This is a genomic window from Hallella sp., from assembly GCF_037460745.1.
GTDB classification, from domain to species: domain Bacteria; phylum Bacteroidota; class Bacteroidia; order Bacteroidales; family Bacteroidaceae; genus Prevotella; species Prevotella faecis.
The window spans coordinates 17,635-39,170 of record NZ_JAXVAE010000115.1 but is presented as its reverse complement, the minus strand read 5'-3'; the positions used below and the strand labels follow the sequence as shown (position 1 = coordinate 39,170).

Here is a 21,536-nt window from a genome sequence, read left to right as displayed (position 1 = left end):
GCTAAACTCTTTGACGAAGATTTTTGGGGTACGCAATGACGAAGTCAGGAAAAACCCTTGTTTGGCCTTTGCCGATTGTTGTTTTGTGAGTACCTTTGCACCTATGTTCAGCAGTAAGAAAAGCGATACCCTCCTGGCGAAGATCCGTAATGGCGCCCAACTGACAGGCCGCGAGAAGCTCGAGCTTATCGTGGAGTTGAGCATTCCCTCTATGCTCGCGCAAATCACCACGGTGATGATGTTTTTCATCGATGCCGCCATGGTGGGCCATTTGGGTGCGGCCGCCTCAGCGTCGATCGGCCTTGTGGAAACCACCACGTGGCTGATGGGCAGCATTCTGAGTGCCGTGTCGTTGGGGTTCTCGGTTCAGGTGGCCCATTTCATTGGTGCCAACGATTTCACACGTGCCCGGCAGGTGTTTCGCCATGCCTTGGTGTGCGGTGTGGCGTTCAGTGTGCTGATGGCTTTGGTGGGAGCGAGCATTCATCAATCCCTGCCTTATTGGTTGGGCGGCAAGGACGACATTGCCCCAATGTCGTCGGGCTATTTTCTCATTTTTAGCCTAACCTTGCCCGCTGTGCTCCTGTTCCATCTCATGAGCGCCATGCTCAAGAGTGCCGGTGAGATGCGTGTGCCCAGTTTGTTGAGCATCATGATGTGTGGATTGGACGTGGCGTTCAATTACCTTTTTATATATGTCCTCAAGTTGGGGGTGGTAGGTGCGGCTTTGGGCACCATGTCGGCCTATTTCTTCACGGTCATACCCATGGCGTGGCAGGCCATTTGCAAGAATAAGATTATCGCTTTGCGTCTCGACCGCACGCCCTTTGTTTGGATGGGCTCTTATGTGCGCAACGCCGTGAAGATTAGTTTCCCCGTGGCCGTTCAAAACATTCTCATGGGGTCGGCCCAAGTGGTGAGCACTCTCATTGTGGCGCCCTTGGGCAATGTGGCCATCGCCGCCAACTCGTTTGCCATTACCGCTGAGAGCTTGTGTTACATGCCAGGCTATGGCGTGGGCGACGCTGCCACGACGCTTGTGGGCCAAACCTATGGCGCGGGTCGGAGCGATCTCTGTAAGAATTTTGCGCATCTCACGATTGGTGTGGGCATGCTCGTCATGGCCTTCATGGGCGTGGTGATGTTTGTGTTTGCACCCGAGATGATTGGCTTCCTCTCGCCCGTCGAGGAGATTCGCCAGTTGGGCGCAATGGTGCTGCGTATCGAGGCGTTTGCCGAGCCGTTCTTTGCCGCTGCCATTGTGAGCTATGCCGTGTGTGTGGCGTCGGGCGACACGCTGAAACCCGCCGCCATGAGCCTTTTCTCCATGTGGTGTGTGCGCCTTACGTTGGCTTACGTATTGGCTCAGTCCTACGGCCTGCGAGGGGTGTGGGTGGCCATGGCCACCGAGCTCACGTTCCGTGGCACCATCTTCCTCTTGCGCATTCGAAGGGGCAGTTGGCTGAAAGGAATCAAGGCAAAGGCGTGATCGGAAAGGCTATGTTTTGCCTTTCGGCAAGCTGTTGATGGATGGCGTTGCGCTCTGTTGAATCATTTTCTTTTGCGTTGCATGCAAAGGTCGATGAGTTGCAGGGCCATGATAAACAGCCAGAACTTGTATAGGTTTGAGTCGTAGGCGTAGCTTATGATGAGGCCCAACACCGAAATGGCGAGTAGTGAAAGGGTTGTTTCCTTCTCCGTCGCGGCATATTCCTTGAGCGAAACTTTACCCATCAGCACGCAAATGATGCTTGCTATCAAAACGATGAAGCCCACGGCCCCTACGGCCAACATGATGTTTGTGTAAATATTGGATGTGGCGGCGATGGGTTGAAAGGCGAATAGCAAGGCAATCAGCATGAATGATCTGTTGACGAGAAGGATTTTGTTGTTCGAGTGGATTTTCATGGATTGGGTGTTGGTTTGTGTTTCGGATAATTGCTGATGATAAATAAAAAGAGGCGCGCCCATGAGGCACGCCTCTTTTTATTTGAGGTTCAATAATTGCTTAGTTACTCGAAGAACCACTTCTTGGCCTGGAAATCGGGCACGTCGGTTCCTGCGCGGTAGTAAGACACCAATTGGACGTCGAACACAAGCACCGAGTATCCGGGAATGGTGCTACCACTTCCGACGCTTCCGTAGCCAAGGTCGGAGGGCACATACACCTGCCATCGGTCTCCGATGTGCATGTGCTGCACGGCCGTGGCGAAGCCATCGGTCATTTGGCTGACGAGGAACTGGGCGGGTGCGGAGTTCTCTGCCGTGGCGCCATTGGTGAGCGACGTGTCAAATTCATAGCCGTCCTTGTAAGAGGTAGATGGCAGCAACTTACCCGTGTAGTGCACGCGGATGGAGTCGGTGTAGAGCGGGCAACCCGTTCCTGTGCCCTCGTTGAGCACGTGTACCACGATATACTGCGTGTTGGCGGTATGCAGCGTGTCGGGCAAGCTCCATTTCTTCAGGATCTTCCAACTGCTGTCGCCGGCCGCTATGCGCTGGCTGGCCTCCGAGTAGAGCGTGTTCCAATAGTCGGTGTTGGTCTTCTCCCAGTTGGGGAATTCCTCCACCTCGTCCGACTCCTCAGAGCACGATGTGGGCAAAAGCAAGAAGGCGAAGAGGAACAGGGGTAGCGCCATGAGTGCCTTGAGCCATTTTCCGCTTGCCGTTGCCATGCTTGATGTTTTCATTTTCATTCAGCCTGTTAAAGGTTTCTAAGTTTGTTCGATGGTGGGCCGCACACCCAGCGTGTAGTGCGAGGTGTGTGCCGCAGGCGCTTGGTGCCCCCGCCCGTGGTAGGGTGGGGGCGTATGCGCTTATGCTTGCTTGATAACCTGGTTGAGCTTCTTCAGCACTGAGGTGATGCTCACGCGGTCCTCGATGATCTCGCGCAACTTGTCGACCGACACGCGCTCCTGGTCCATTGAGTCGCGGAAGCGCAGGGTAACCGTGTTGTCCTCCAAGGTCTGACCGTCGACGGTGACGCAGAACGGTGTGCCGATGGCGTCCTGACGGCGATAGCGCTTGCCGATAGAGTCTTTGGCCTCGATGTGTGTGGTGAAGTGGAACTTCAGGTTGTCTACAATCTCTTGTGCCTTCTCGGGCAGGCCATCCTTGTTGACCAGCGGCAGCACGGCGCACTTGATGGGTGCCAGGGGCTCCGGCAGGCTAAGCACCACGCGTGAGGTGCCATTCTCAAGCTTCTCCTCCTTGAAGGCGTGGCAAAGCACGCTGAGGAACATGCGGTCGACACCGATAGAGGTCTCTACGTCGTAAGGCACGTAGCTCTCGTTGGTGTCGGGGTCGAAGTAGCGCATCTTGGTGCCTGAGAATTTCTCGTGTTGGCTCAGGTCATAGTTGGTGCGGCTGTGGATACCTTCCACCTCCTTGAAGCCGAACGGCATTTTAAACTCGATGTCGGTGGCGGCGTTGGCGTAGAAAGCCAACTTCTCGTGGTCGTGGTAGCGGTAGTTCTCGTCGCCCATGCCCAAGGCCTCGTGCCAAGCCAGGCGCACCTTCTTCCAATACTCAAACCACTTCATCTCCGTGCCGGGCTGGCAGAAGAACTGCATCTCCATCTGCTCAAACTCGCGCATGCGGAACACGAACTGGCGAGCCACAATCTCGTTGCGGAACGCCTTACCGATCTGTGCGATACCGAACGGCAACTTCTGACGTGTGGTCTTCTGCACGTTGAGGAAGTTGACGAAGATGCCCTGTGCCGTCTCGGGGCGCAGGTACACCTTGTTGGTGGCGCCGGCGGTAGAGCCAAATTCGGTAGAGAACATCAGGTTGAACTGTCTGACGTCGGTCCAGTTCTTTGTGCCGCTGATGGGATCTACGATCTCCTCGTCGATGATGATCTGCTTCAAGGCCTCAAGGTCGGGACCCTGCATGGCCTCTGTGTAACGGGCGTGGAGCGCATCGCGTTTCTGCTGGTGCTCGAGCACGCGTGGGTTGGTCTCACGGAACTTGGCCTCGTCGAAGCTGTCGCCAAAACGCTTGGCGGCCTTCTTCACCTCTTTGTCGATTTTCTCCTCATACTTGGCAATCTGGTCCTCGATGAGCACATCGGCACGATAGCGCTTCTTCGAGTCGCGGTTGTCGATGAGGGGGTCGTTGAAGGCGTCGACGTGTCCGCTGGCCTTCCACACCATGGGGTTCATAAAGATGGCGGCGTCGATGCCGACAATGTTGTTGTGGAGCAGCACCATGGAGTCCCACCAATATTTCTTGATGTTGTTTTTCAGTTCTACACCGTTGGGTCCGTAGTCGTACACGGCTGCCAGTCCATCGGGATAAATGTCTGAACTCGGGAATACGAATCCGTATTCCTTACAATGACTTACAATCTTCTTAAAGTTGTCCTCTGCCATTTTCTTCTAATAATGAAATTGATATATATTTTGCAAAGGTACTGAATTCCCGTTGATAAATGGAGACTGTAGGCGTTAAAATAAAAGAAAAATCGACGTTGCGCTGAAAAAGTTTTATGAAATGCTTAGTGATGAGGCCTCTGTTTGGCCCCGATGGCCCTTTTCTGCCTACGGCCTATCATCGTAGAGCGCACCCGGGTCGTTGTCTATCAAGCCATCCCATGATGCGTCGGACAGGCCGGCTGGATCCTCGTCGGGGTTGAATGCGTCGAGCACTTGCAAGGGTCGCAGTCGCCACGCATAGCTTACCACGACGGTAATCGACAACAGCATGACGTAGAGCGCCACCACTTGCCACAGCGTGAGGTTGATGCCTTCCACACTGGCGCCCGGCCAAGTTGACATGGTGGTCAGCACCTGGTTGAGCGCGCCTGCCTCCATGGCCAAAACCCACGCCACACCTTGTGCGACAACGGCAAACGGCAGGGTGAGCAGCAGCGCCAGGGTAGTGTAAAGAATAAAGATGGCGGCCAGCACGACCAGTAAATTGGTGAGAAGAAAATAACACGAGAACCTACCGAAATAGTAGGCTACCAATGGCGCTGTGGTGAGTTGGGCAGCCAGCGACAAGGTTGTCGTTCCCCACGCCCACTGCAACAGTTGCGATGAGGGGTGCCATAGCCGATTGAAGGCGCGCTGGTAGACCAAAATGCCCAGCACGGCCAAGAACGAAAGTTGAAAGCCCACGTCCCACAGGTTCAGCGGATTGGCCATGAGCATCAGTAGGGCAGCCAAGGCGAGTGTGTTGATGGAGACGCGCTTGCGGCGCAGCAACAGGCAGACGGAGCAGACCGTGAGCATCGTGGCCGACCGCACCACACTGGTGGGAAAGCCCACCAACATGACATAGCTCCACACGGCGGTGAGCGTCAGGCCCTGTCCCACCCACAGCCATCGCCGCCGCATGCCGAACACCCATGTCAGCAAGCCGTAGACAATGCCGAGGTGAAGGCCTGACAAAGCCAACACATGACTGGCACCGCTGATGGCATAACTGTCCTTGGTGGCTTGGCTCAGGCCACTCTTGTCGCCCAAGGCCATGGCCGCCACCACGGCATATTGCTGGTCGTCGAGCCCAAGGGCGTGGAACCGCCGCAACAGGTTTTGGCGAAAGCCCAGCAGTTTCAGACGGGCGCGTTGCATGATGCTGAGCGTGCGAATACTGACCACGGCGGGCTCCCAGTGGCTATAATAAATAAAGGTTTGGGCCTGATAACCATGCACTTGCGCCCATCTGATATAATCGAAACGACTTCGATGGCCCATCGGTCGCAAGCGTTCAAATCGGGCGTAGGCGCGTATTCCACAGCCCACATGCAGCGATTGCCAACGTGCGGTCGCCGTGTCGCGCAAGAGCGAGGCCCTGACGCTGACGGGGCGTGGCAGAGGGCGATCGCCCACACGGGTGACGAGCAGATCCATGCGCGCCGTCTTGCCCTTGGCTTGTGGCTCGCTCGACACCACGGCCTCATACTCCACAGCCTCGTTGGGAACCATTACGCTGAGCCGTTCTTGGGCGCGTCCCTGTAGCGTGGCGCCCAACAGAAATGTGGCTGCCACCAGCAGCAGGCATTGGGGCCACACCCGCCGCTCTTCGTGCAACAGGTAGGTGGCGAGCAATAACCCCACCGTTCCCGCCAAAAGCCATTGCCAACAGTTGGCCGACACACAGTGGGCCAACCCATCGGCGGCAACAATGCCAGCGATGAGCGCCCCGACCCAGCGGAGCATCGGATTGAGTTGAAGGGCCTTGCGTAATTCCATGTTGCAAAAATAGGAATTTTATTCATGGGTTCATCGGCTTTATACAAATATTTATCGTATATTTGCGCTATGCAACAAAATAACGAATTACGATTGGCTTGGGACTTCGTGGAGCACACGGGAACCAGCATTTTCCTTACGGGAAAGGCCGGAACGGGTAAGACCACGTTCCTGAAGGCCGTGAAAGAACATTCCTCGAAGCGCATGATTGTGGTGGCGCCGACGGGTGTGGCGGCTGTCAACGCCAATGGAATGACCATCCATTCGTTCTTCCAACTGCCCCTCTCGCCCTACATACCGGGCACAACCATACGCGACCGATACGATTTCCGTAAGGAGAAACGGCGCATCATACGCACCCTCGACATGCTCGTCATCGATGAGATATCGATGGTTCGCGCCGACCTGCTCGACGCCATCGATTTCGTGTTGCGCCGTTACCGCGACAGCACACAGCCCTTTGGCGGTGTGCAACTGCTCATGATTGGCGACCTGCAACAGCTCACCCCTGTGGTGAAACCGCAGGAAGAGGCGCTTCTCGACAACTACTACGACACACCTTATTTCTTTGGCTCGAAGGCGTTGCAACAAATTAGCTACGTCACCATCCAACTGACGCATGTGTTCCGCCAGCAAGACGACACCTTCATCTCCATCCTCAACCACATACGCGACGGCCATCCCACGTCCGACGACATCGCCACGCTGAACACGCGCTACAAGCCTGCGTTCCTGCCCAAGGCCGAGGACGGATACATCCGTCTCACCACCCACAATCGATTGGCCGACAACTACAATGAGACGGCGCTTCTCAAGTTGAAGGGACAGCGCTTTGCGTTCGATGCGGAGGTGGGCGGCGAGTTTCCCGAGAACAACTATCCCGTGGAGGCCCAACTGGTGTTGAAGGTGGGTGCGCAAGTGATGTTTGTGAAGAACGACGCCTCGGGCGCACATCGCTATTACAACGGTCGCATCGGTCATGTGGTCAGTGTCGACGACGAGAGCATAGAGGTGAAATGTCCGGGCGACGACAGCGCCATCAAGGTGGAGCGCGACGTGTGGGAGAACACGCGCTATGTCATCAACGACCAGACCAAGACTATCGACTCGGAGGTGCTCGGCACCTTCAAGCAATATCCGCTGCGGTTGGCATGGGCCATCACCATCCACAAGAGCCAAGGCCTGACCTTCGACCGCGCCATCATCGACGCGGCCCAATCGTTCGCACCCGGACAGGTCTATGTGGCGCTGAGCCGATGCAAGAGCCTGGAAGGACTGGTGCTGGCTTCGCCCATCAATCCGCACAACATCATCAACGACACGCGCGTGGCCGCCTACATTGCCAACCAGCAACAGGCCACGGAGCAGAGCGTGGCGGCACTGCCCAACCTGAAGGAGGAGTATTATCGCTACCAACTGCTCGACATGTTCAATTTCACGGCCTTGTGGGATGCAGAGCAACTGGTGAACCGCACGTTGGTGGAGTTTTTCCGTGGCTATCCGGAGCTGACGGCTTGTCACAAGACCGTCATTGAGGCGATGAAGGCGCAGGTCATGGATGTGGCCTACAAATGGATGGGCCTCATGCGGGGCATGGCCCAGCCTGAACTCCACAAGGACGTGTTTCTCGAACGTGTGCAGCATAGCGAACTCTATTTTCTTGAGAAGCTCAAGGACCTGATTCCCGGCTTGTTGGAGAAGACCAAGGAGGCGAAGAGCCAAAACAAAAAGGCGCTGGAACTGATGGATGATCGTTACAAGGAACTGATGGTGCAGTATTTTGCCAAGACGAAACTGTTGGAAGCCATGGCCGACGAGACCTTCACCGTGTCGGGATACATGCAGGCCAAGCAGGAGGCCATACTCGACGCCATGGACCTTGTGATGCCCGACGGCAATCGGAAACGGCGCATACGCAAGCGCAAGACCGACGATTTCCCCGACGGTCTGGGCAGCGAACCGAAGGCCGATAAGCCCAAAGCGGCACCCAAACCTGCCGATAAGCCCAAGCGACAGAAGGGACAGACCTTCCAAGACACCTACGCCCTTTACTGCAAGGGTATGAGCATCCAAGACATCGCCACCGCCCGCGGACTGGCCGTGAGCACCATCACAGGCCACCTGTTCCACTTTGTGAGAGAAGGCAAGATACGCCTCGAAGCGCTCATCAGTCCCTCGAAGATCAAGGCCGTGCGCCACGCCATGGCCCAGCTCGGCCCAGAGGCCACACGCACCGACATCAAGAACGCCTGCCGGGCTGACATCACATGGGAAGACATCAACCTGGTGATCAGCGCCTCGCAGCTTTCCGAACACAAAGACTGACACCATACGATAACCGAATGGCCTATTTGTGATAAATGTAAATAAGTCAAAGATCGCCGTCGCCCATTGACGGCGTGGTATCTTTGGGTTCTCGAGACCGCCGTGCGACGGATGCAAAGGTTGCAAGATTATTCCGTTGGGTCAAATGCCAACGGGCCACCTTTGAGGACATCTTTGTTTGGACGCCTATTGCGGTTATCTTGCATCTGCTTGAAAATGAGGGCGTGAAGAAAGCCGCTTGGCAGGAATAAATAGATGAGAGCCTATCACAAAAAACTCCTCAAGAAGGTTGGAGGAAAATGGGAAAAGCCCGCAAGTGCTCTTATGAGAAAGACAACAGACGGGAGAAATGGTACAAAGACTCCAACACCCCAGGAACTTGAATCTCCTGCCATCTAACGCAAGAAGGGCAAGCACGCCTCGGTCGAACGCCGAGGTATGCTTGCCCTTCTTGTCTTATGGTCTACAGGGACGCTTGTCGCTTACTTGACGTAGCGCGCCTGGTAGTCATCGAGTTGCTTCATGTAATAGCTGCGCACATCCTTCCAGTGGTAATAGGGAGCCTGATCTGTGCCGACGGGCAGCGTGGCCTCGTCCTCATTGAGCAGCACCTTCACCAACACGTTGTCGGCGTTGGGTGCCTGCTTCTTTGGCTTATAGAAGATAAACTGCACGTTGCAGGCCATGGGAAAGATCTGATAGTTGTTCCATCCGCGGTCGTCGAGGTCCTCCAGATTGTCCACAGGGTCGCCATAGTGGTTGAGGTTGAGCAGGCACACCAGCGGCATGACGCACACCTCGTGGCCGAAGCGCAGCGTGGCGCCGGGATGGCTTTTGGTGATGCAGGTGTCGGCCGTGGTGAGAATGTTGCGCAACAGGTTGGCCTGCGTGTACATTCCCGCGCCGTTATTGTTCTTGTTCGGGCCGTAGTAAGAATACCATGTGGCGTTCTCCTTCTGCCAGAAGTCGTAAATCTCGTCCTCGGTGAAGATGTCCCAGAGGCTCAGTTGGTGGCGGAGCTCGGTGCTCTGCACGTTGCTTGTCAACTTGAAAAGGTGGCGCGCCAAGCTGCCAGTGTTGATGGTCTTCATATACTCGGGGTCGGAAAAGAGCACCGTCATGAGATGGTCCCAGTTGTCGTGGCGCTTGCTAAACTCGCTGTTGGCCTTCGAGGCCTCCTTGGTGTCGCGCAAACGGTTGTACGGACTGTGGCTGTCGTTGAGATACCACATGTCGTGCACACTGGCGTCGTGGGCAATTTCCAGTTGTGGGTTCATGCTTGCCAACTGCTGCAACTCGTTCTCCATTGAGAGGATGCAGCGTATCACGATGGTCGATCGGGCGTCGATGGCTGTCTTTCCTTTGAACACCTCGGGGAAGCGCTCATACATGCGCTTGGCTATTCCGCGGTGTTGCTGGGCGCCGAGGAGCGTCAGCTCGCCGTCGCGCAGCTGGGCCTCCTCGCGAATCAGTTTCACCTTGGCCAGCACGTCCTTGCCCTTGGCGGTTAGTTTACCCAACGAGTCGGCCTTCAGCAGCATGTTGTAAGGCTTGTCATAGTCGTTGGTTCCGATGAGGTAACGTGAGCCGTGGCGACCGTAATGGCTGATGTAGTAAGCCTCATAGCCCTTGGGGGCGGCTGTGAGCGCTTTCTTTGGACCAGGGTAGGCCACATAGTTGCTGCCAGCCAATTCCACATGCTGGCGAATGTCGTTCCGTGCCTGCTGGGCGCTCAGGCTAAGCGTCAGCATCGAAGCGATGGCAATCAGGATAACGTTTCGTTTCATGATTATATTCGATTTTTGTTGTTAGTTGTTGGGATATCAGTTCTCAGACGGCTTCGCTTATTTGCGCATGGTCAGCGATATGCGGTGGCGTCGCAGGTCCACCTCAAGCACGCGCACCATGACATGTTGGTGAAGCTTCACCACATCGTTGGGGTCTTTCACGTAAGTGTTGGCCAATTGTGATATGTGTACCAAGCCATCTTGGTGCACGCCGATGTCGACGAAGGCCCCAAAGTTGGTGATGTTGGTTACGATGCCCGGCAGTTCCATGCCCGTAACGAGGTCTTCGGGCGTCTTCACGCGTGCGTCGAACTCGAAGGTCTCGGCCTTTCCGCGTGGGTCGCGCCCCGGTTTCTCCAACTCGCTCATGATGTCTTTCAGCGTGGGAAGTCCCACATCGCCCTTCACATAGTTGGCAATGCGTATCTTCTTGCGCTGCTCCGGGTTGCTCATCAGGTCGGCCACCTTGCATCCGCAGTCGTTGGCCATTTGCTGAACGATGCCGTATCGTTCGGGATGAACGCCACTGGCGTCGAGCGGGTTCTTGGCTCCGGGGATGCGGAGGAACCCCGCACACTGCTGGTAAGCCGCCGCACCGAGGCGCGAAACCTTCAGGAGCTGTGCGCGCGAGGTGAACGCGCCATGCTCACGCCGATAATCCACGATGTTCTGAGCCAAGGCCGGCCCCAGTCCGCTCACGTAGGTGAGCAGGTTCTTGCTGGCCGTGTTCACATCCACACCGACGGTGTTTACGCAGAGCTCTACGGTCTGGTCAAGACTGTGCTTCAGTTTGGCTTGGTCCACATCGTGCTGGTATTGTCCCACGCCAATGCTCTTGGGGTCGATCTTTACCAGTTCGGCCAGTGGATCCATGAGTCGTCTGCCGATGCTGACGGCCCCCCTGACGGTGACATCCTCGTTGGGAAACTCCTCGCGGGCCACCTCAGAGGCAGAGTAGACGCTGGCCCCATCCTCGCTCACCACGTAGAGGGGCAAGTTGGGGAGCTGCCTCAGGACATCGGCCGTTTCGCGCGACCCTGTTCCGTTTCCGCATGCTATGGCCTCCACTTGGAAGCGCTGGGCTATGTCGGCAAAATGCCTCAAGGGGTCGGCGGCGCGCTGCTCGGCTCGGCCGGGATGGTCACTTCTTACGGCGAACACCACGTCGTGGTACAACAGGTTGCCCTGCGCGTCGAGCACCACCACCTTACATCCCGTGCGGATGCCTGGGTCGACACCCATCACGCGCTTCTGTCCGAGGGGAGCGGCCAGCAGCAACTGTCGAAGGTTCTCCTTGAAAACATGGATGGCCTCGTCGTCGGCCTTCTCCTTGCTGAGCGCCGCAAACTCGTTCTCGATCGACGGTTGTACGAGCCGTTTGTAGGCGTCGTCGACGGCCTCGCCCACCAATGTTTGGCAAGCGCCATAGCCACGCACGTACTGCCGGCGCAGGCGGTCGGTGCAATTCTCGTCGTCGACGGTGATGCTGACGCGCAGCACGCCCTCGGCCTCGCCACGGCGGATGGCCAGGAGGCGGTGGGATGAGCAGCGGCGGAGCTCCTCGCTGAACGTGAAATAGTCGGAATATTTCTGCGCCTTGTCGTCGTCTTTCATTTTCGCCACCACCCTTGCGCTGATCACCGCCTCACGCCTGAACACGGCGCGTACGGTTTGTCGGGTGCGCTCATCTTCGCTCACCTCCTCGGCAATGATGTCCTTGGCGCCTTTCAGGGCCGCCTCCACATCCGTCACGTCGCCCTTGACGAAGCGTTGCGCCAACTGTTCGGGGTTGCGCTCGCGCTGCAGGCGAATGGCGAGGGCCAACGGCTCCAAGCCCTGTTCGCGTGCGATCTGTGCGCGGGTGCGGCGCCGCGGCTTGTAAGGCAGGTAGAGATCCTCGAGCTCCGTGGCGTTCCAGCAAGTGTTGATGCGCTGTCGGAGTTCGTCGGTGAGCTTACCCTGCGCCTCGATAGTCTTCAGGATGGTGTCTTTTCGCTTCTGCAACTCTTTCAGTTTTCCATTGAGATCGCTGATGGCCGCCACCTGCACCTCATCGAGGTTGCCTGTGGCCTCTTTGCGGTAACGACTGATGAAGGGTATGGTGCAACCCTCATCCAATAGGCCAAGTGTGGCGTCTACTTGCGAGGCGCCTATGCCCAGCCGTTCTGATATAATAGGTGTGAAAATGTTCATTCTAACCAATGATTAAGGCCGTGCTAAACGGTGATGATGGTCGTGCTGACCTATATTGTTGTTCTTTTTCGTTACTTGGTTCTTAAAGCCTTGCGTGCCGCCTCAATGATGGCGTCGCGCCCAGTGGCGATGTCGTTGTCGCCGAGACCCACGTTGATGTCGGGCGCAATGCCATTCTCTGTGCTTTTCCTATTGTGGTCGTACATGGGGCAGGCCGAGAAGCGAACGCTCCAACCGTTGGGCAGTTCCGAAGAGAAGGGAAGGCCGGCTCCACCGCCCGTTTGGTCGCCCACCTGCACCACGTTAGGACAGCATTTCATGTACTTCACAAACTCGTTGGCGGCGGAGAACACCTGTCGATTGGTGAGCACCGCCACGGGCTTTTGCCACCTCAGTCCGCTGGCAGGCTTGAGCCATTGCTCCTGCAGGGATGAGAAATCGCGATGTCCGCGACCTGTCTTGTGCTGCATGTATCCCACCAGCCGCGTCTCGTTGGTGAAGCGCGCGGCCAGTTTTTCGGCCGCCGTGAGCTGTCCGCCGCCATTGTCGCGCAGGTCGATGATCAAGGCGCGGCAGGGCGCCAAGTACAGCAAGATGTCGTCGAGATTGCCCGAACCTGGCACAACCGAAAACGAGGCGCACCGCAGGTAGCCGATGTTGTCGTCGAGGATGCGATAGCGGAGGCTCGCGGCAATCTTGTAATCGGTGCCGAGATACTTGTTGACCAGCGTGTCGCTGAAGTTGCTGGGGTAGTTTTCGTGGAACCCCCAATAGCGCGCCATGTCGAACGAAGCGTAGAGATTGACGTGGCCGTCGCGCAATGTGGCCAGCATGTTGCCCAGCACCTCAAGCAGTTGGCTGTCGGTCATGCCTTTGTCCACCTGCTTGGCGTAGACCGCATGAACCGAGTCCCAGTCGACGCCTTTCTCCTCGAAGAAGCAGTAGTGCTCGTCCATAATCTTCCACAAGGCTTCGAAATTGCCCTTCTGTGTGTCGTCGAACGCATCCTCGGTGACACACGAAGACAACAGGAAGGTGCCTGCGAAAAGCAGCAGGCAGTAAGTGGCGAGCCGTGTCGGCAAGCCGCTGATGGGTCTTGCCAAGAAGCGAAGGAGGGTAGGGTGGGTTTTCATAAGGCGTGCGTGTTGGTGGTTAGTATCTCCATCCGATGAGGATGCCGTGGCTATACTGGTGGTACTTGAGGTCGTTGGCCTCCATCTGCAGAATGTCGCAGAGGTAGCCCACGGTCAGCGTGGTGCGCCATAGGCGCACGTCGAGCGTAAGCATCTGGTGGAGTTGGGGGCCAGAGAGTGGTGATACGAACACCACGTTGTGGTCGTAATTGCCCCGCGAGAATATCTCATAATAACTCTGTCCGTAGTTGGGCGAGAAGGCTACGCCCACGAGTGGCATGGCGGCGGCGTAGGTGAGCTTGAAGGGTCGGTGGGCTATGTGGAAGTCCCATGACAGCGACGCCGCCGGGTCGACCGACAAGGCGAGTCGCGCCTGGGCCGGATTGTTGGAGTTGCGCGTGTCGTAGGCGCCTCCCAGCGTCAGGTTGCCGGCGCCTCCCACCCGCAGGTGCAACCGTTGGGCGGGGAAGGTCCAGTTGTAATGCCAACCGAACCGCAGGTTGTAGAGCGCCGAAAGCAGTGAGTGGTCGTTGCCGCGTGTGCCCGCCATGGCCACCGACGCATGATGGATGAGCTCGCGCGATACGCGGCTACTGTCGCTCATGCGTGTGCGCTGGCTGAGGAAACTGATCTCGGTGCCTGTGAACTTCTCTTGCGAGAGATAGGTGTCGAGGATGTCGGTGTAGGCCACTGACACGGCGGTGAGGCGCTGGGCTGATGCCGTCAGCGCGCCGATGCCCACCATTGTGGCAAGAAGAATGGCTCGTTTTATCATGATAGGCAGTAGGGTTCGTTTGGTGAAAGATGTTGTGGGGCGAAGGCCAACGCCTTGGCGAGGCGCTTTTTTACTTCGCCTCGCCGTTACCGTTGTCGATGTCGGAGAAGAGGTTGAGCTGCCCCGTTATCTCGTCGATGACCTGCTGCTGACTCTTGCCAGCGTCGGGGTCGAGGTTGTCGTCGGCTTCGGCGCCAGATGCGCCGTCGCCCTCCGCATCGGTCCCAGCCTCGGGCTCGGGGTGGCGCAGTGGCTCGAGCTCCTCCACCTTCTCCACCTGCCAGGTGGCGATGCGCTTGCCCTTGGCCTTGTAGCCCTTGACGGCGATAAACGTCTCGGCGTCGATCTCGAGTGGCATGCGGTCGGCGTCGGCACCTCCGAAGGTGACGAGCAGGCGTGGGTAAACGGTGTCGGTGAGCAGCAGCTCCTTGCTCTCGGCATTGTCGCCAATATAGCTGACGGGCTTCTTGGAGTTCTCCATCAGGAAGCGCTTGAGGTATAGATAGCCATTGTTGTCGGCGTCGAGGATGACAGCCGTCCACACCTTCTCGGCCTTCCACTTCTCGATGATCTTGATGTTGTCGGGGTAGTGGTTGTTGGGATCGAAGTCGGTGGTGAAATACTCTCCACTGTTGAGCACCACGAGTATGCTGTCGCCATCGTTGAACTCGCCGAGCAGTTGGCCATGCTCCTCGTAGTTGATGCGCTTCACGTCGGGGTCGAACCACACCTTTCGTCCACCCAGTGTGGAGTGTCCGTGGCTCTTGAGCGTGATGCGGTGCACGCTCTTCTTGGTGAGCAGGTTGCCACGCGCGGTGCGCCCCTTGATCATCACCTCCGAGAAATCCTTCTCGATGAAGATGTTCTGGCGCTTCTTCGTGGTGTCGGGGTCCATGGTAACCTTGATGATTTCGGCCTCGCCATTGGGATTGGCCGAGAAATACATGACGCGCGACATGGGTGTGCCCCATGTGAGGTCGTACTCGCGGTCGCGTGTGATGCTGGTCACGTTGAAGCGCTTGAGGTAGTAGGGACCCTTCTTTCCGTCGCGGTAGGCCACGTTGTAGATGGTGCGCACGTCGTTCTTCTTGAACACCTGCACCCAGATGACGTTCTTGCCCACGAATATCTTGTCGGCCACGCGCACCACCTTATACTTACCGTCGCGGTAGAAGATGATGATGTCGTCGAGGTCGGAACAGTTGCACACAAACTCGTCTTTCTTCAGGCCGGTGCCCACGAAGCCGTCCTGTCGGTTGATGTAGAGCTTCTCGTTGGCCTCCACCACCTTGGCGGCCTCGATGGTGTCGAAGCTGCGTATCTCGGTGAGACGTTGGTGGTCGGCGCCGTAGGTCTGCTTCAGGTGCTCGTACCATGCGATGGTAACGTCGACCATGTGGGCCAGGTCGTGGTCGATGCCTTTCACCTCGGCCTTGATCTTGGCCACGAGTTGGTCGGCCTTGTCCTTGTTGTATTTCAGGATGCGCTGCATCTTGATCTCGAGCAAGCGCAGGTAGTCGTCGTCGGTGATGGTGCGCACCAGTTGCTCCTTGAAGGGCTCGAAGCGCTTGTCGAGGAACTTGAGCACCGCCTTCTGGTCGGGCGCTTGCTCGAACGACTTCTCCTTATACATGCGCTCCTCGATGAAGATGCGCTCGAGCGAGGCGAAGAAGAGCTGTTCCATGAGCTCGTCGCGGCGTATCTGCAGTTCGCGGCGCAGCAGTCCCATGGTGTCGTCGACGCTGTGGCGCAGCACCTCGCTGACGGTGAGAAACTGTGGCTTGCTGTCTTCGATGATGCAGCAGTTGGGCGAGATGCTTATCTCGCAATCGGTAAAGGCGTAGAGGGCGTCGATGGTCTTGTCCGACGAGGTGCCGGGTGCCAGCTGCACCTGTATCTCCACATCGCGTGCGGTGAGGTCGAGCACCTTGCGTGCCTTGATCTTGCCCTTCTCGATGGCCTTGGTGATGGAGTCTTGCAGGGAGTCGGCCGTCTTGGTGAAGGGAATTTCACGGATGACGAGCGTCTTGGAGTCGAGCTTCTCGATCTTCGCGCGGATGCGCACCGAGCCGCCTCGCTGACCATCGTTGTACTTTGATACGTCGATGGCGCCGCCTGTGGGGAAATCGGGGTAAAGGTGGAACTCTTCGCCGCGCAGGTATTTCACCGCCGCCTCACAAATCTCATTGAAGTTGTGGGGCAGCACACGGCTCGACAGTCCTACGGCGATGCCGTTGGCGCCTTGGGCCAAGAGCAACGGATACTTTACCGGCAGGGTGATGGGTTCCTTGTTTCGGCCATCGTAGCTAAGCTGCCACTCGGTGGTCTTGGGATTGAACACCGTTTCGAGGGCAAATTTCGACAGGCGCGCCTCGATGTATCGGGGAGCGGCCGCCGAGTCGCCGGTGAAGATGTTTCCCCAGTTTCCCTGGGTGTCGATGAGCAGGTCTTTCTGTCCGAGCTGTACCAGAGCGTCGTAGATGGATGCGTCGCCGTGTGGGTGAAACTTCATGGTTTCGCCCACGATGTTGGCCACCTTGTTGTAGCGCCCGTCGTCCATACGCTTCATGGTGTGCAGTATGCGGCGCTGCACAGGCTTCAGTCCGTCGCCACTGTGTGGCACGGCACGCTCCAGGATAACATACGAGGCGTAGTCCAAGAACCAGTTCTTGTACATGCCCGACAGGTGGTGCACGGCCGATGCGTCGAAGCGGTCGGCGGGCTTGTAGTCGCTGTGGGTGTCGGTAGTCAACTCGTCGTCGGCCTGCGGAGTATCGTTGTTGTTGATGATCTTGTCGTCGTCCATATCTGTTGGTTTGTAACCCCAATATGGGGCTAATCTATGCAAAGGTACACAAAAAACGGCAAATAGCCTTTGAGTGTTATCGCTTTTTTACATTTTGCGCTTGTTCAGCCTCCATCCGTCGATGGGCCAACGCATCCTTAGCCTCCGACGAGCTACTGCGTCTGAGTGTAAATACATACGAGTGTCCTTTGTCACTCCAAATGTTGGATGATCCTACATGATGGCTTGTTGATGCTGAAAGAAAACAATTGTTCCGCCTCTTCGTCCTTTGCGCAATGTGTTCTGTCGGATATTTTGGTGCAAAAGTTGTGCGGTGTTTTGGGTTGAACCAGCCAACGAAATCGCCGTTTTTCCGTGCTCGCCGTTTCAAATCTGCGTCGCGCGCTCACCGTTAGGCATCTTTCGTCTTGCGATACCTACCTAACCGCACCTCGAAAGGCCATGTTTCCAGGTACGAAAGACCGTGTTTCGTTCCTCGGTTAGGCATGTTTCGCAACGTGGAATGTTAAATATGGAAGGCTAATATCTTCCTTGTGGAGATAACGTGTTGGCTGTCAGTTGGTTATGTAGTTGCGCTGAGAATTGCGTATTTCCGCCCAATTCTTCCGTCGTTGTTACCAACAATGTAGATTTCAGTATAGTTTGTTGCCATAATTCGCATGCCGCCCATCCCCCAATGGGGGTCATTCCATGTTTGTGATGATTAGGATTCCACTTCACCCCAAATCGTTTTGGCCTCAGGCGGAATGGTTGGGCTTTGCTTATTTGGCTCAACGAAAACGCCCTTTTAGAGCGATGGCGAGGCCAGGATGGTGCAAACCTTGTCTTGGAAACGGCGGCCATTTTTGTGGTGCATCACACCCTGGTTGATGATGGCGAAGCACAGGTGGTGGCCGTTGGCGGCCGTGAGGTAACCGCAGAGGCTGCTGATGCCCGTAACGGTGCCCGTCTTGGCGTGAACGTTGCCGCGCGTGAAGGCGCCTGTCATGCGCTTGCGCAGGGTGCCGTCGGTGCCGGCAATGGGCAGGGCGGGCAACAGGTGGTTATAGATGTTCTGGTCGTGGAAGGCGTAGCGCAGCATCTTTACCTCGAGCTCAGCGCTGACATAATTATAAAGCGAGAGCCCCGATCCGTCGGCAAACTTATAGCGCGATCCGTTGAGCCCCACCTTGTTGACCAACTGTTGGATGACCGAGCGCGCGCTCTTCGACGTGGCGGGACGGTTACCGGTCGACGCGGCGATCTGGTAGAACATCGACTCGGCGTAGAGGTTGTCGCTCTCCTTGAGCATGCGCATGAGCACCTGATCGATGGTGTGGAACCGTCGGACGATGCAGTTCGACTCCTCTGGCTTGCGTTTCTCGCCCAATGAGCCCGTGAGGTAGATGCCCGCCTCGCGTAGCTCCGAGTAGAACTTAGGAAGGAACTGGTCTTTGCGCGACAACAGCAATGGTGACAGCGTGGGATTGTCGTCGTCCCAGCACCATCCCTCGCCATAGGGATTGTTGTCCTTCATGGTCTTGTCTCCATAGATGCTGCCGCGTATGGTGTCGATGCCCATGCGCCTGATGCCCTCTACGAAGGCGCGCAGGTCGTCGTTGTTGAAGCGTGGGTCGAAGCCGCCCACACAGTAGACGTCGCCGCGCAGCGTGCAGCTGTCGACCTCGCCCGTGTAGCACAGGTCGGTCTTAAACTGGTAGCTGCCGCCCAGACGGCTTAGGGCGGTGATGGCGGTGATGACCTTCATGGTGGAGGCAGGGCGCATCAGGTGGCGCTCGTTGTGGCAGAAGATGGCCGAGTCGGCATCGAGGTCGTAGACCATCATGCCAAGTTGAGAGGTGCGGAACATATCGGACTGCAGCAACGCGTTGATCTGTGCCCGCACGTTGTGGGGCCATGGCAGTGTGTCGCCTTGGGCGCTCAGCGAGTCGCTCCACAGCGAGTCGGTGGCGAGCGTGTCGTTATCCTCTGTCGATTCGTCGTCGTCGATGATCTCGGTCTGGGCCTGCAAGGGCAGCGCCAGGCCAATCATCAGAATCCATAAGTAAGCTTTAATTGTTCTCATCCTTTCTCTTGATGTTGTGTTTCCGTTCGGTCAAGCACTTCACAAACGCCTGCTCGTTGTCGGGCTGAACCATGAGTATGCGCTCGCCCTTGAGGCCAAGCAGCAAGAAATGGGTCAGACCGAAGGTGGTGGTGACGGGCCTGTAGCCAACGATGTCGGCCAGGGCTACTTCCTTCTTACGCGCAAAACGGCCGTGGTAAACGATGAGGCGGTCGCCGCGGAACACATATTCGGAGTGGAGCACGCGCTCGAGGAGCACCACGCACACAAGAGCCATGAGCAGTCCGAGCACTACCCATTTTTGCCAAAACAGCCAAAATGAGATGGCTCCGAAAAGAACGACGCCGCAGATGGCACCCACTGAAAAACGATGATGAAAAGTCCTGTCCATAATTTCAAGGTGCAAAATTACTAAAAATCGAAGAGTTATAGGAAGGCGTTATATATATTTTTAGTAATTTTGCACTGACATAACACATTCATTATGACTTACAAGTATGACTTTCTGGTCATTGGCGCCGGTATAGCGGGCATGAGCTACGCCCTGAAAGTGGCTCAAGCGAAAAAAGGAAAGGTTTGCATCATCTGCAAAACAACGCTCGATGAGGCCAACACGCGCTTCGCGCAGGGTGGCGTGGCGTCGGTGACTAACCTTGAGAAAGACGATTTTGAAAAACACATCAACGACACCATGATTGCCGGCGACTACATCAGCGACCCGGCGGCTGTGCGTCAGGTGGTGACAAAAGCGCCCGAACAGATCCGCCAGTTGGTGGAGTGGGGAACGCAGTTCGACAAGCAGGCCAATGGCCAGTTTGACCTTCACCGTGAGGGAGGACACTCGGAGTTCCGCATATTGCACCATGCCGACGACACAGGAGCTGAGATTCAGCGCGCCCTGATGGCCGCTGTGCGTGCCAATCCCGATATTGACGTCAAGGAGAACCACTTCGCCGTGGAGATCATTACGCAGCACCACTTGGGTGCGAGGGTAACCCGTCGCACGCCATTCATTTACTGCTATGGCGCCTATGTGCTCAACACAGAGAACAGGGTAGACACCTACCTGAGCAAGGTTACCGTGATGTGCACGGGCGGATGCGGCGCCGTGTACCAAACAACCACCAACCCGGTGGTGGCCACGGGCGACGGTGAGGCCATGGTTTACCGCGCCAAGGGAACGGTGAAGGACATGGAGTTTGTGCAGTTTCACCCCACATCGCTCTACCACCCTGGCGAGACCCATCCCGCTTACCTCATCACCGAGGCCATGCGTGGCTACGGCGGCATACTGAAACTGGCCGACGGAACGCCCTTCATGGACCAGTATGACGAGCGTGGGTCGCTGGCTCCGCGCGACATTGTGGCGCGTGCCATCGATAACGAGATGAAGAAAAATGGTGTGGACCATGTGTATCTCGACGTTACTCACAAGGACGCTGAGGAAACAAAGCACCATTTCCCCAATATCTACAAGAAATGCCTGTCGATCGGTGTCGACATCACGAAGGATATGATACCCGTGAGGCCCGCTGCCCATTACATGTGTGGCGGCATCAAGGTGGACCTCAACGGCTGTTCGAGCATTGAGCGACTTTACGCCCTGGGCGAGTGCTCATGCACAGGTTTGCACGGAGGCAACCGACTGGCCAGCAACTCGCTCATCGAGGCTGTGGTGTATGCCGATACTGCCGCCAAGCATTCGCTGGAGCATATTGACGACTACAACTTCAATGATCAGGTGCCTGAGTGGAACGATGAGGGAACGCTTACCAATGAGGAGCACGTGCTCATCACACAGGCTAATAAAGAGGTGGGCGAGATTATGAGCAACTACGTGGGCATCGTGCGCTCCGACCTGCGCCTCAAGCGAGCATGGGATCGTCTCGACCTGCTCTATGAGGAGACGGAGAGCCTGTTCAAACGTGTGAAGATCTCGCGTGACCTCTGCGAGCTCCGCAACATGATCAATACCGGATACCTCATCACCCGCATGGCCATAGAGCGCAAGGAGAGCCGCGGCTTGCACTACACCGTGGATTATCCGAAGCACGCTTACGACAAGTAACCGAGCCGTTGCGCAATTGCCCTGCGCAAGGCAAACCATAAGGCGGGCCACCCACAGCCAAAAATCGTTTGACTATGGGTGGCCCGCCTTGTGGTTTGGGGGATAGCTTTCCTATTTCGGTCTAATGGCCGATTGGGGGAACCCTCAATCGGCCATTAGATTTTAATTCTTGTTAGTGTTTGTT

14 protein-coding genes are annotated in these 21,536 nt (G+C 56.6%); 3 read left to right on the top strand and 11 right to left on the bottom strand.

Going from position 1 to position 21,536, the window contains the following annotated elements:
* The first annotated feature begins 103 nt into the window (after positions 1-103).
* The gene (locus WKK33_RS07685) at positions 104-1,489 is read left to right on the top strand and encodes an MATE family efflux transporter (RefSeq protein WP_337933213.1); all 1,386 of its coding nucleotides are present in this window, start codon (positions 104-106) and stop codon (positions 1,487-1,489) included.
* A 62-nt stretch (positions 1,490-1,551) separates the two neighbouring features.
* On the opposite strand, the gene WKK33_RS07680 is transcribed toward WKK33_RS07685, so the two are convergent.
* The 4 genes from WKK33_RS07680 to WKK33_RS07665 form a co-directional block, all read right to left on the bottom strand.
* The gene (locus WKK33_RS07680) at positions 1,552-1,908 is read right to left on the bottom strand and encodes a hypothetical protein (RefSeq protein ID WP_215759038.1); all 357 of its coding nucleotides are present in this window, start codon (positions 1,906-1,908) and stop codon (positions 1,552-1,554) included.
* Positions 1,909-2,012: 104 nt separating this feature from the next.
* Complete coding sequence (locus WKK33_RS07675) at positions 2,013-2,696, bottom strand: FKBP-type peptidyl-prolyl cis-trans isomerase (protein WP_287769787.1); 684 nt, start codon at positions 2,694-2,696, stop codon at positions 2,013-2,015.
* A gap of 120 nt (positions 2,697-2,816) precedes the next feature.
* On the bottom strand, positions 2,817-4,376 hold the full coding sequence (locus tag WKK33_RS07670) for a glycine--tRNA ligase (protein ID WP_215759037.1): 1,560 nt from the start codon (positions 4,374-4,376) through the stop codon (positions 2,817-2,819).
* 168 nt (positions 4,377-4,544) lie between these two features.
* The gene (locus tag WKK33_RS07665; protein ID WP_337933211.1) at positions 4,545-6,200 is read right to left on the bottom strand and encodes a ComEC/Rec2 family competence protein; all 1,656 of its coding nucleotides are present in this window, start codon (positions 6,198-6,200) and stop codon (positions 4,545-4,547) included.
* 69 nt (positions 6,201-6,269) lie between these two features.
* On the opposite strand from WKK33_RS07665, the gene WKK33_RS07660 reads away from it, so the two are divergent.
* On the top strand, positions 6,270-8,525 hold the full coding sequence (locus WKK33_RS07660; RefSeq protein ID WP_337933210.1) for a helix-turn-helix domain-containing protein: 2,256 nt from the start codon (positions 6,270-6,272) through the stop codon (positions 8,523-8,525).
* Between the two features lie 482 nt (positions 8,526-9,007).
* On the opposite strand, the gene WKK33_RS07655 is transcribed toward WKK33_RS07660, so the two are convergent.
* The 7 genes from WKK33_RS07655 to WKK33_RS07625 all read right to left on the bottom strand — a co-directional run bounded on the left by WKK33_RS07655 (position 9,008) and on the right by WKK33_RS07625 (position 19,675).
* Complete coding sequence (locus WKK33_RS07655; protein WP_337933209.1) at positions 9,008-10,312, bottom strand: histidine-type phosphatase; 1,305 nt, start codon at positions 10,310-10,312, stop codon at positions 9,008-9,010.
* A 57-nt stretch (positions 10,313-10,369) separates the two neighbouring features.
* Positions 10,370-12,505: a Tex family protein gene (locus tag WKK33_RS07650; protein WP_337933208.1), complete on the bottom strand. Its 2,136-nt coding sequence runs from the start codon at positions 12,503-12,505 to the stop codon at positions 10,370-10,372.
* 71 nt (positions 12,506-12,576) lie between these two features.
* A complete protein-coding gene (locus WKK33_RS07645; protein WP_337933207.1) occupies positions 12,577-13,638 on the bottom strand; it encodes a S41 family peptidase in 1,062 nt (353 codons plus the stop codon).
* A 19-nt stretch (positions 13,639-13,657) separates the two neighbouring features.
* Positions 13,658-14,413: a DUF3316 domain-containing protein gene (locus tag WKK33_RS07640; protein WP_337933206.1), complete on the bottom strand. Its 756-nt coding sequence runs from the start codon at positions 14,411-14,413 to the stop codon at positions 13,658-13,660.
* A gap of 70 nt (positions 14,414-14,483) precedes the next feature.
* The gene (locus WKK33_RS07635; protein ID WP_337933205.1) at positions 14,484-17,219 is read right to left on the bottom strand and encodes a DNA gyrase/topoisomerase IV subunit A; all 2,736 of its coding nucleotides are present in this window, start codon (positions 17,217-17,219) and stop codon (positions 14,484-14,486) included.
* Positions 17,220-18,006: 787 nt separating this feature from the next.
* Positions 18,007-19,284, bottom strand: a complete 1,278-nt coding sequence (dacB, locus tag WKK33_RS07630; RefSeq protein ID WP_337933203.1) for a D-alanyl-D-alanine carboxypeptidase/D-alanyl-D-alanine-endopeptidase — start codon at positions 19,282-19,284, stop codon at positions 18,007-18,009.
* Positions 19,271-19,675 (bottom strand): PH domain-containing protein, encoded by a 405-nt coding sequence (locus WKK33_RS07625; RefSeq protein WP_252344854.1) that lies wholly within the window; start codon positions 19,673-19,675, stop codon positions 19,271-19,273. The genes dacB and WKK33_RS07625 overlap by 14 nt, the downstream gene beginning before the upstream one ends.
* Positions 19,676-19,768: 93 nt before the next feature.
* Here WKK33_RS07625 and nadB point away from each other — a divergent pair, with 93 nt between their 5' ends.
* Complete coding sequence (nadB, locus tag WKK33_RS07620; RefSeq protein ID WP_337677889.1) at positions 19,769-21,352, top strand: L-aspartate oxidase; 1,584 nt, start codon at positions 19,769-19,771, stop codon at positions 21,350-21,352.
* Positions 21,353-21,536 lie beyond the last annotated feature (184 nt).

Coding starts and splice junctions, on each gene's coding strand:
- WKK33_RS07685 (WP_337933213.1), top strand. CDS start 104: ATGTTCAGCAGTAAGAAAAGCGATACCCTCCTGGCGAAGATCCGTAAT.
- WKK33_RS07680 (WP_215759038.1), bottom strand. CDS start 1,908: ATGAAAATCCACTCGAACAACAAAATCCTTCTCGTCAACAGATCATTC.
- WKK33_RS07675 (WP_287769787.1), bottom strand. CDS start 2,696: ATGAAAATGAAAACATCAAGCATGGCAACGGCAAGCGGAAAATGGCTC.
- WKK33_RS07670 (WP_215759037.1), bottom strand. CDS start 4,376: ATGGCAGAGGACAACTTTAAGAAGATTGTAAGTCATTGTAAGGAATAC.
- WKK33_RS07665 (WP_337933211.1), bottom strand. CDS start 6,200: ATGGAATTACGCAAGGCCCTTCAACTCAATCCGATGCTCCGCTGGGTC.
- WKK33_RS07660 (WP_337933210.1), top strand. CDS start 6,270: ATGCAACAAAATAACGAATTACGATTGGCTTGGGACTTCGTGGAGCAC.
- WKK33_RS07655 (WP_337933209.1), bottom strand. CDS start 10,312: ATGAAACGAAACGTTATCCTGATTGCCATCGCTTCGATGCTGACGCTT.
- WKK33_RS07650 (WP_337933208.1), bottom strand. CDS start 12,505: ATGAACATTTTCACACCTATTATATCAGAACGGCTGGGCATAGGCGCC.
- WKK33_RS07645 (WP_337933207.1), bottom strand. CDS start 13,638: ATGAAAACCCACCCTACCCTCCTTCGCTTCTTGGCAAGACCCATCAGC.
- WKK33_RS07640 (WP_337933206.1), bottom strand. CDS start 14,413: ATGATAAAACGAGCCATTCTTCTTGCCACAATGGTGGGCATCGGCGCG.
- WKK33_RS07635 (WP_337933205.1), bottom strand. CDS start 17,219: ATGGACGACGACAAGATCATCAACAACAACGATACTCCGCAGGCCGAC.
- dacB (WP_337933203.1), bottom strand. CDS start 19,284: ATGAGAACAATTAAAGCTTACTTATGGATTCTGATGATTGGCCTGGCG.
- WKK33_RS07625 (WP_252344854.1), bottom strand. CDS start 19,675: ATGGACAGGACTTTTCATCATCGTTTTTCAGTGGGTGCCATCTGCGGC.
- nadB (WP_337677889.1), top strand. CDS start 19,769: ATGACTTACAAGTATGACTTTCTGGTCATTGGCGCCGGTATAGCGGGC.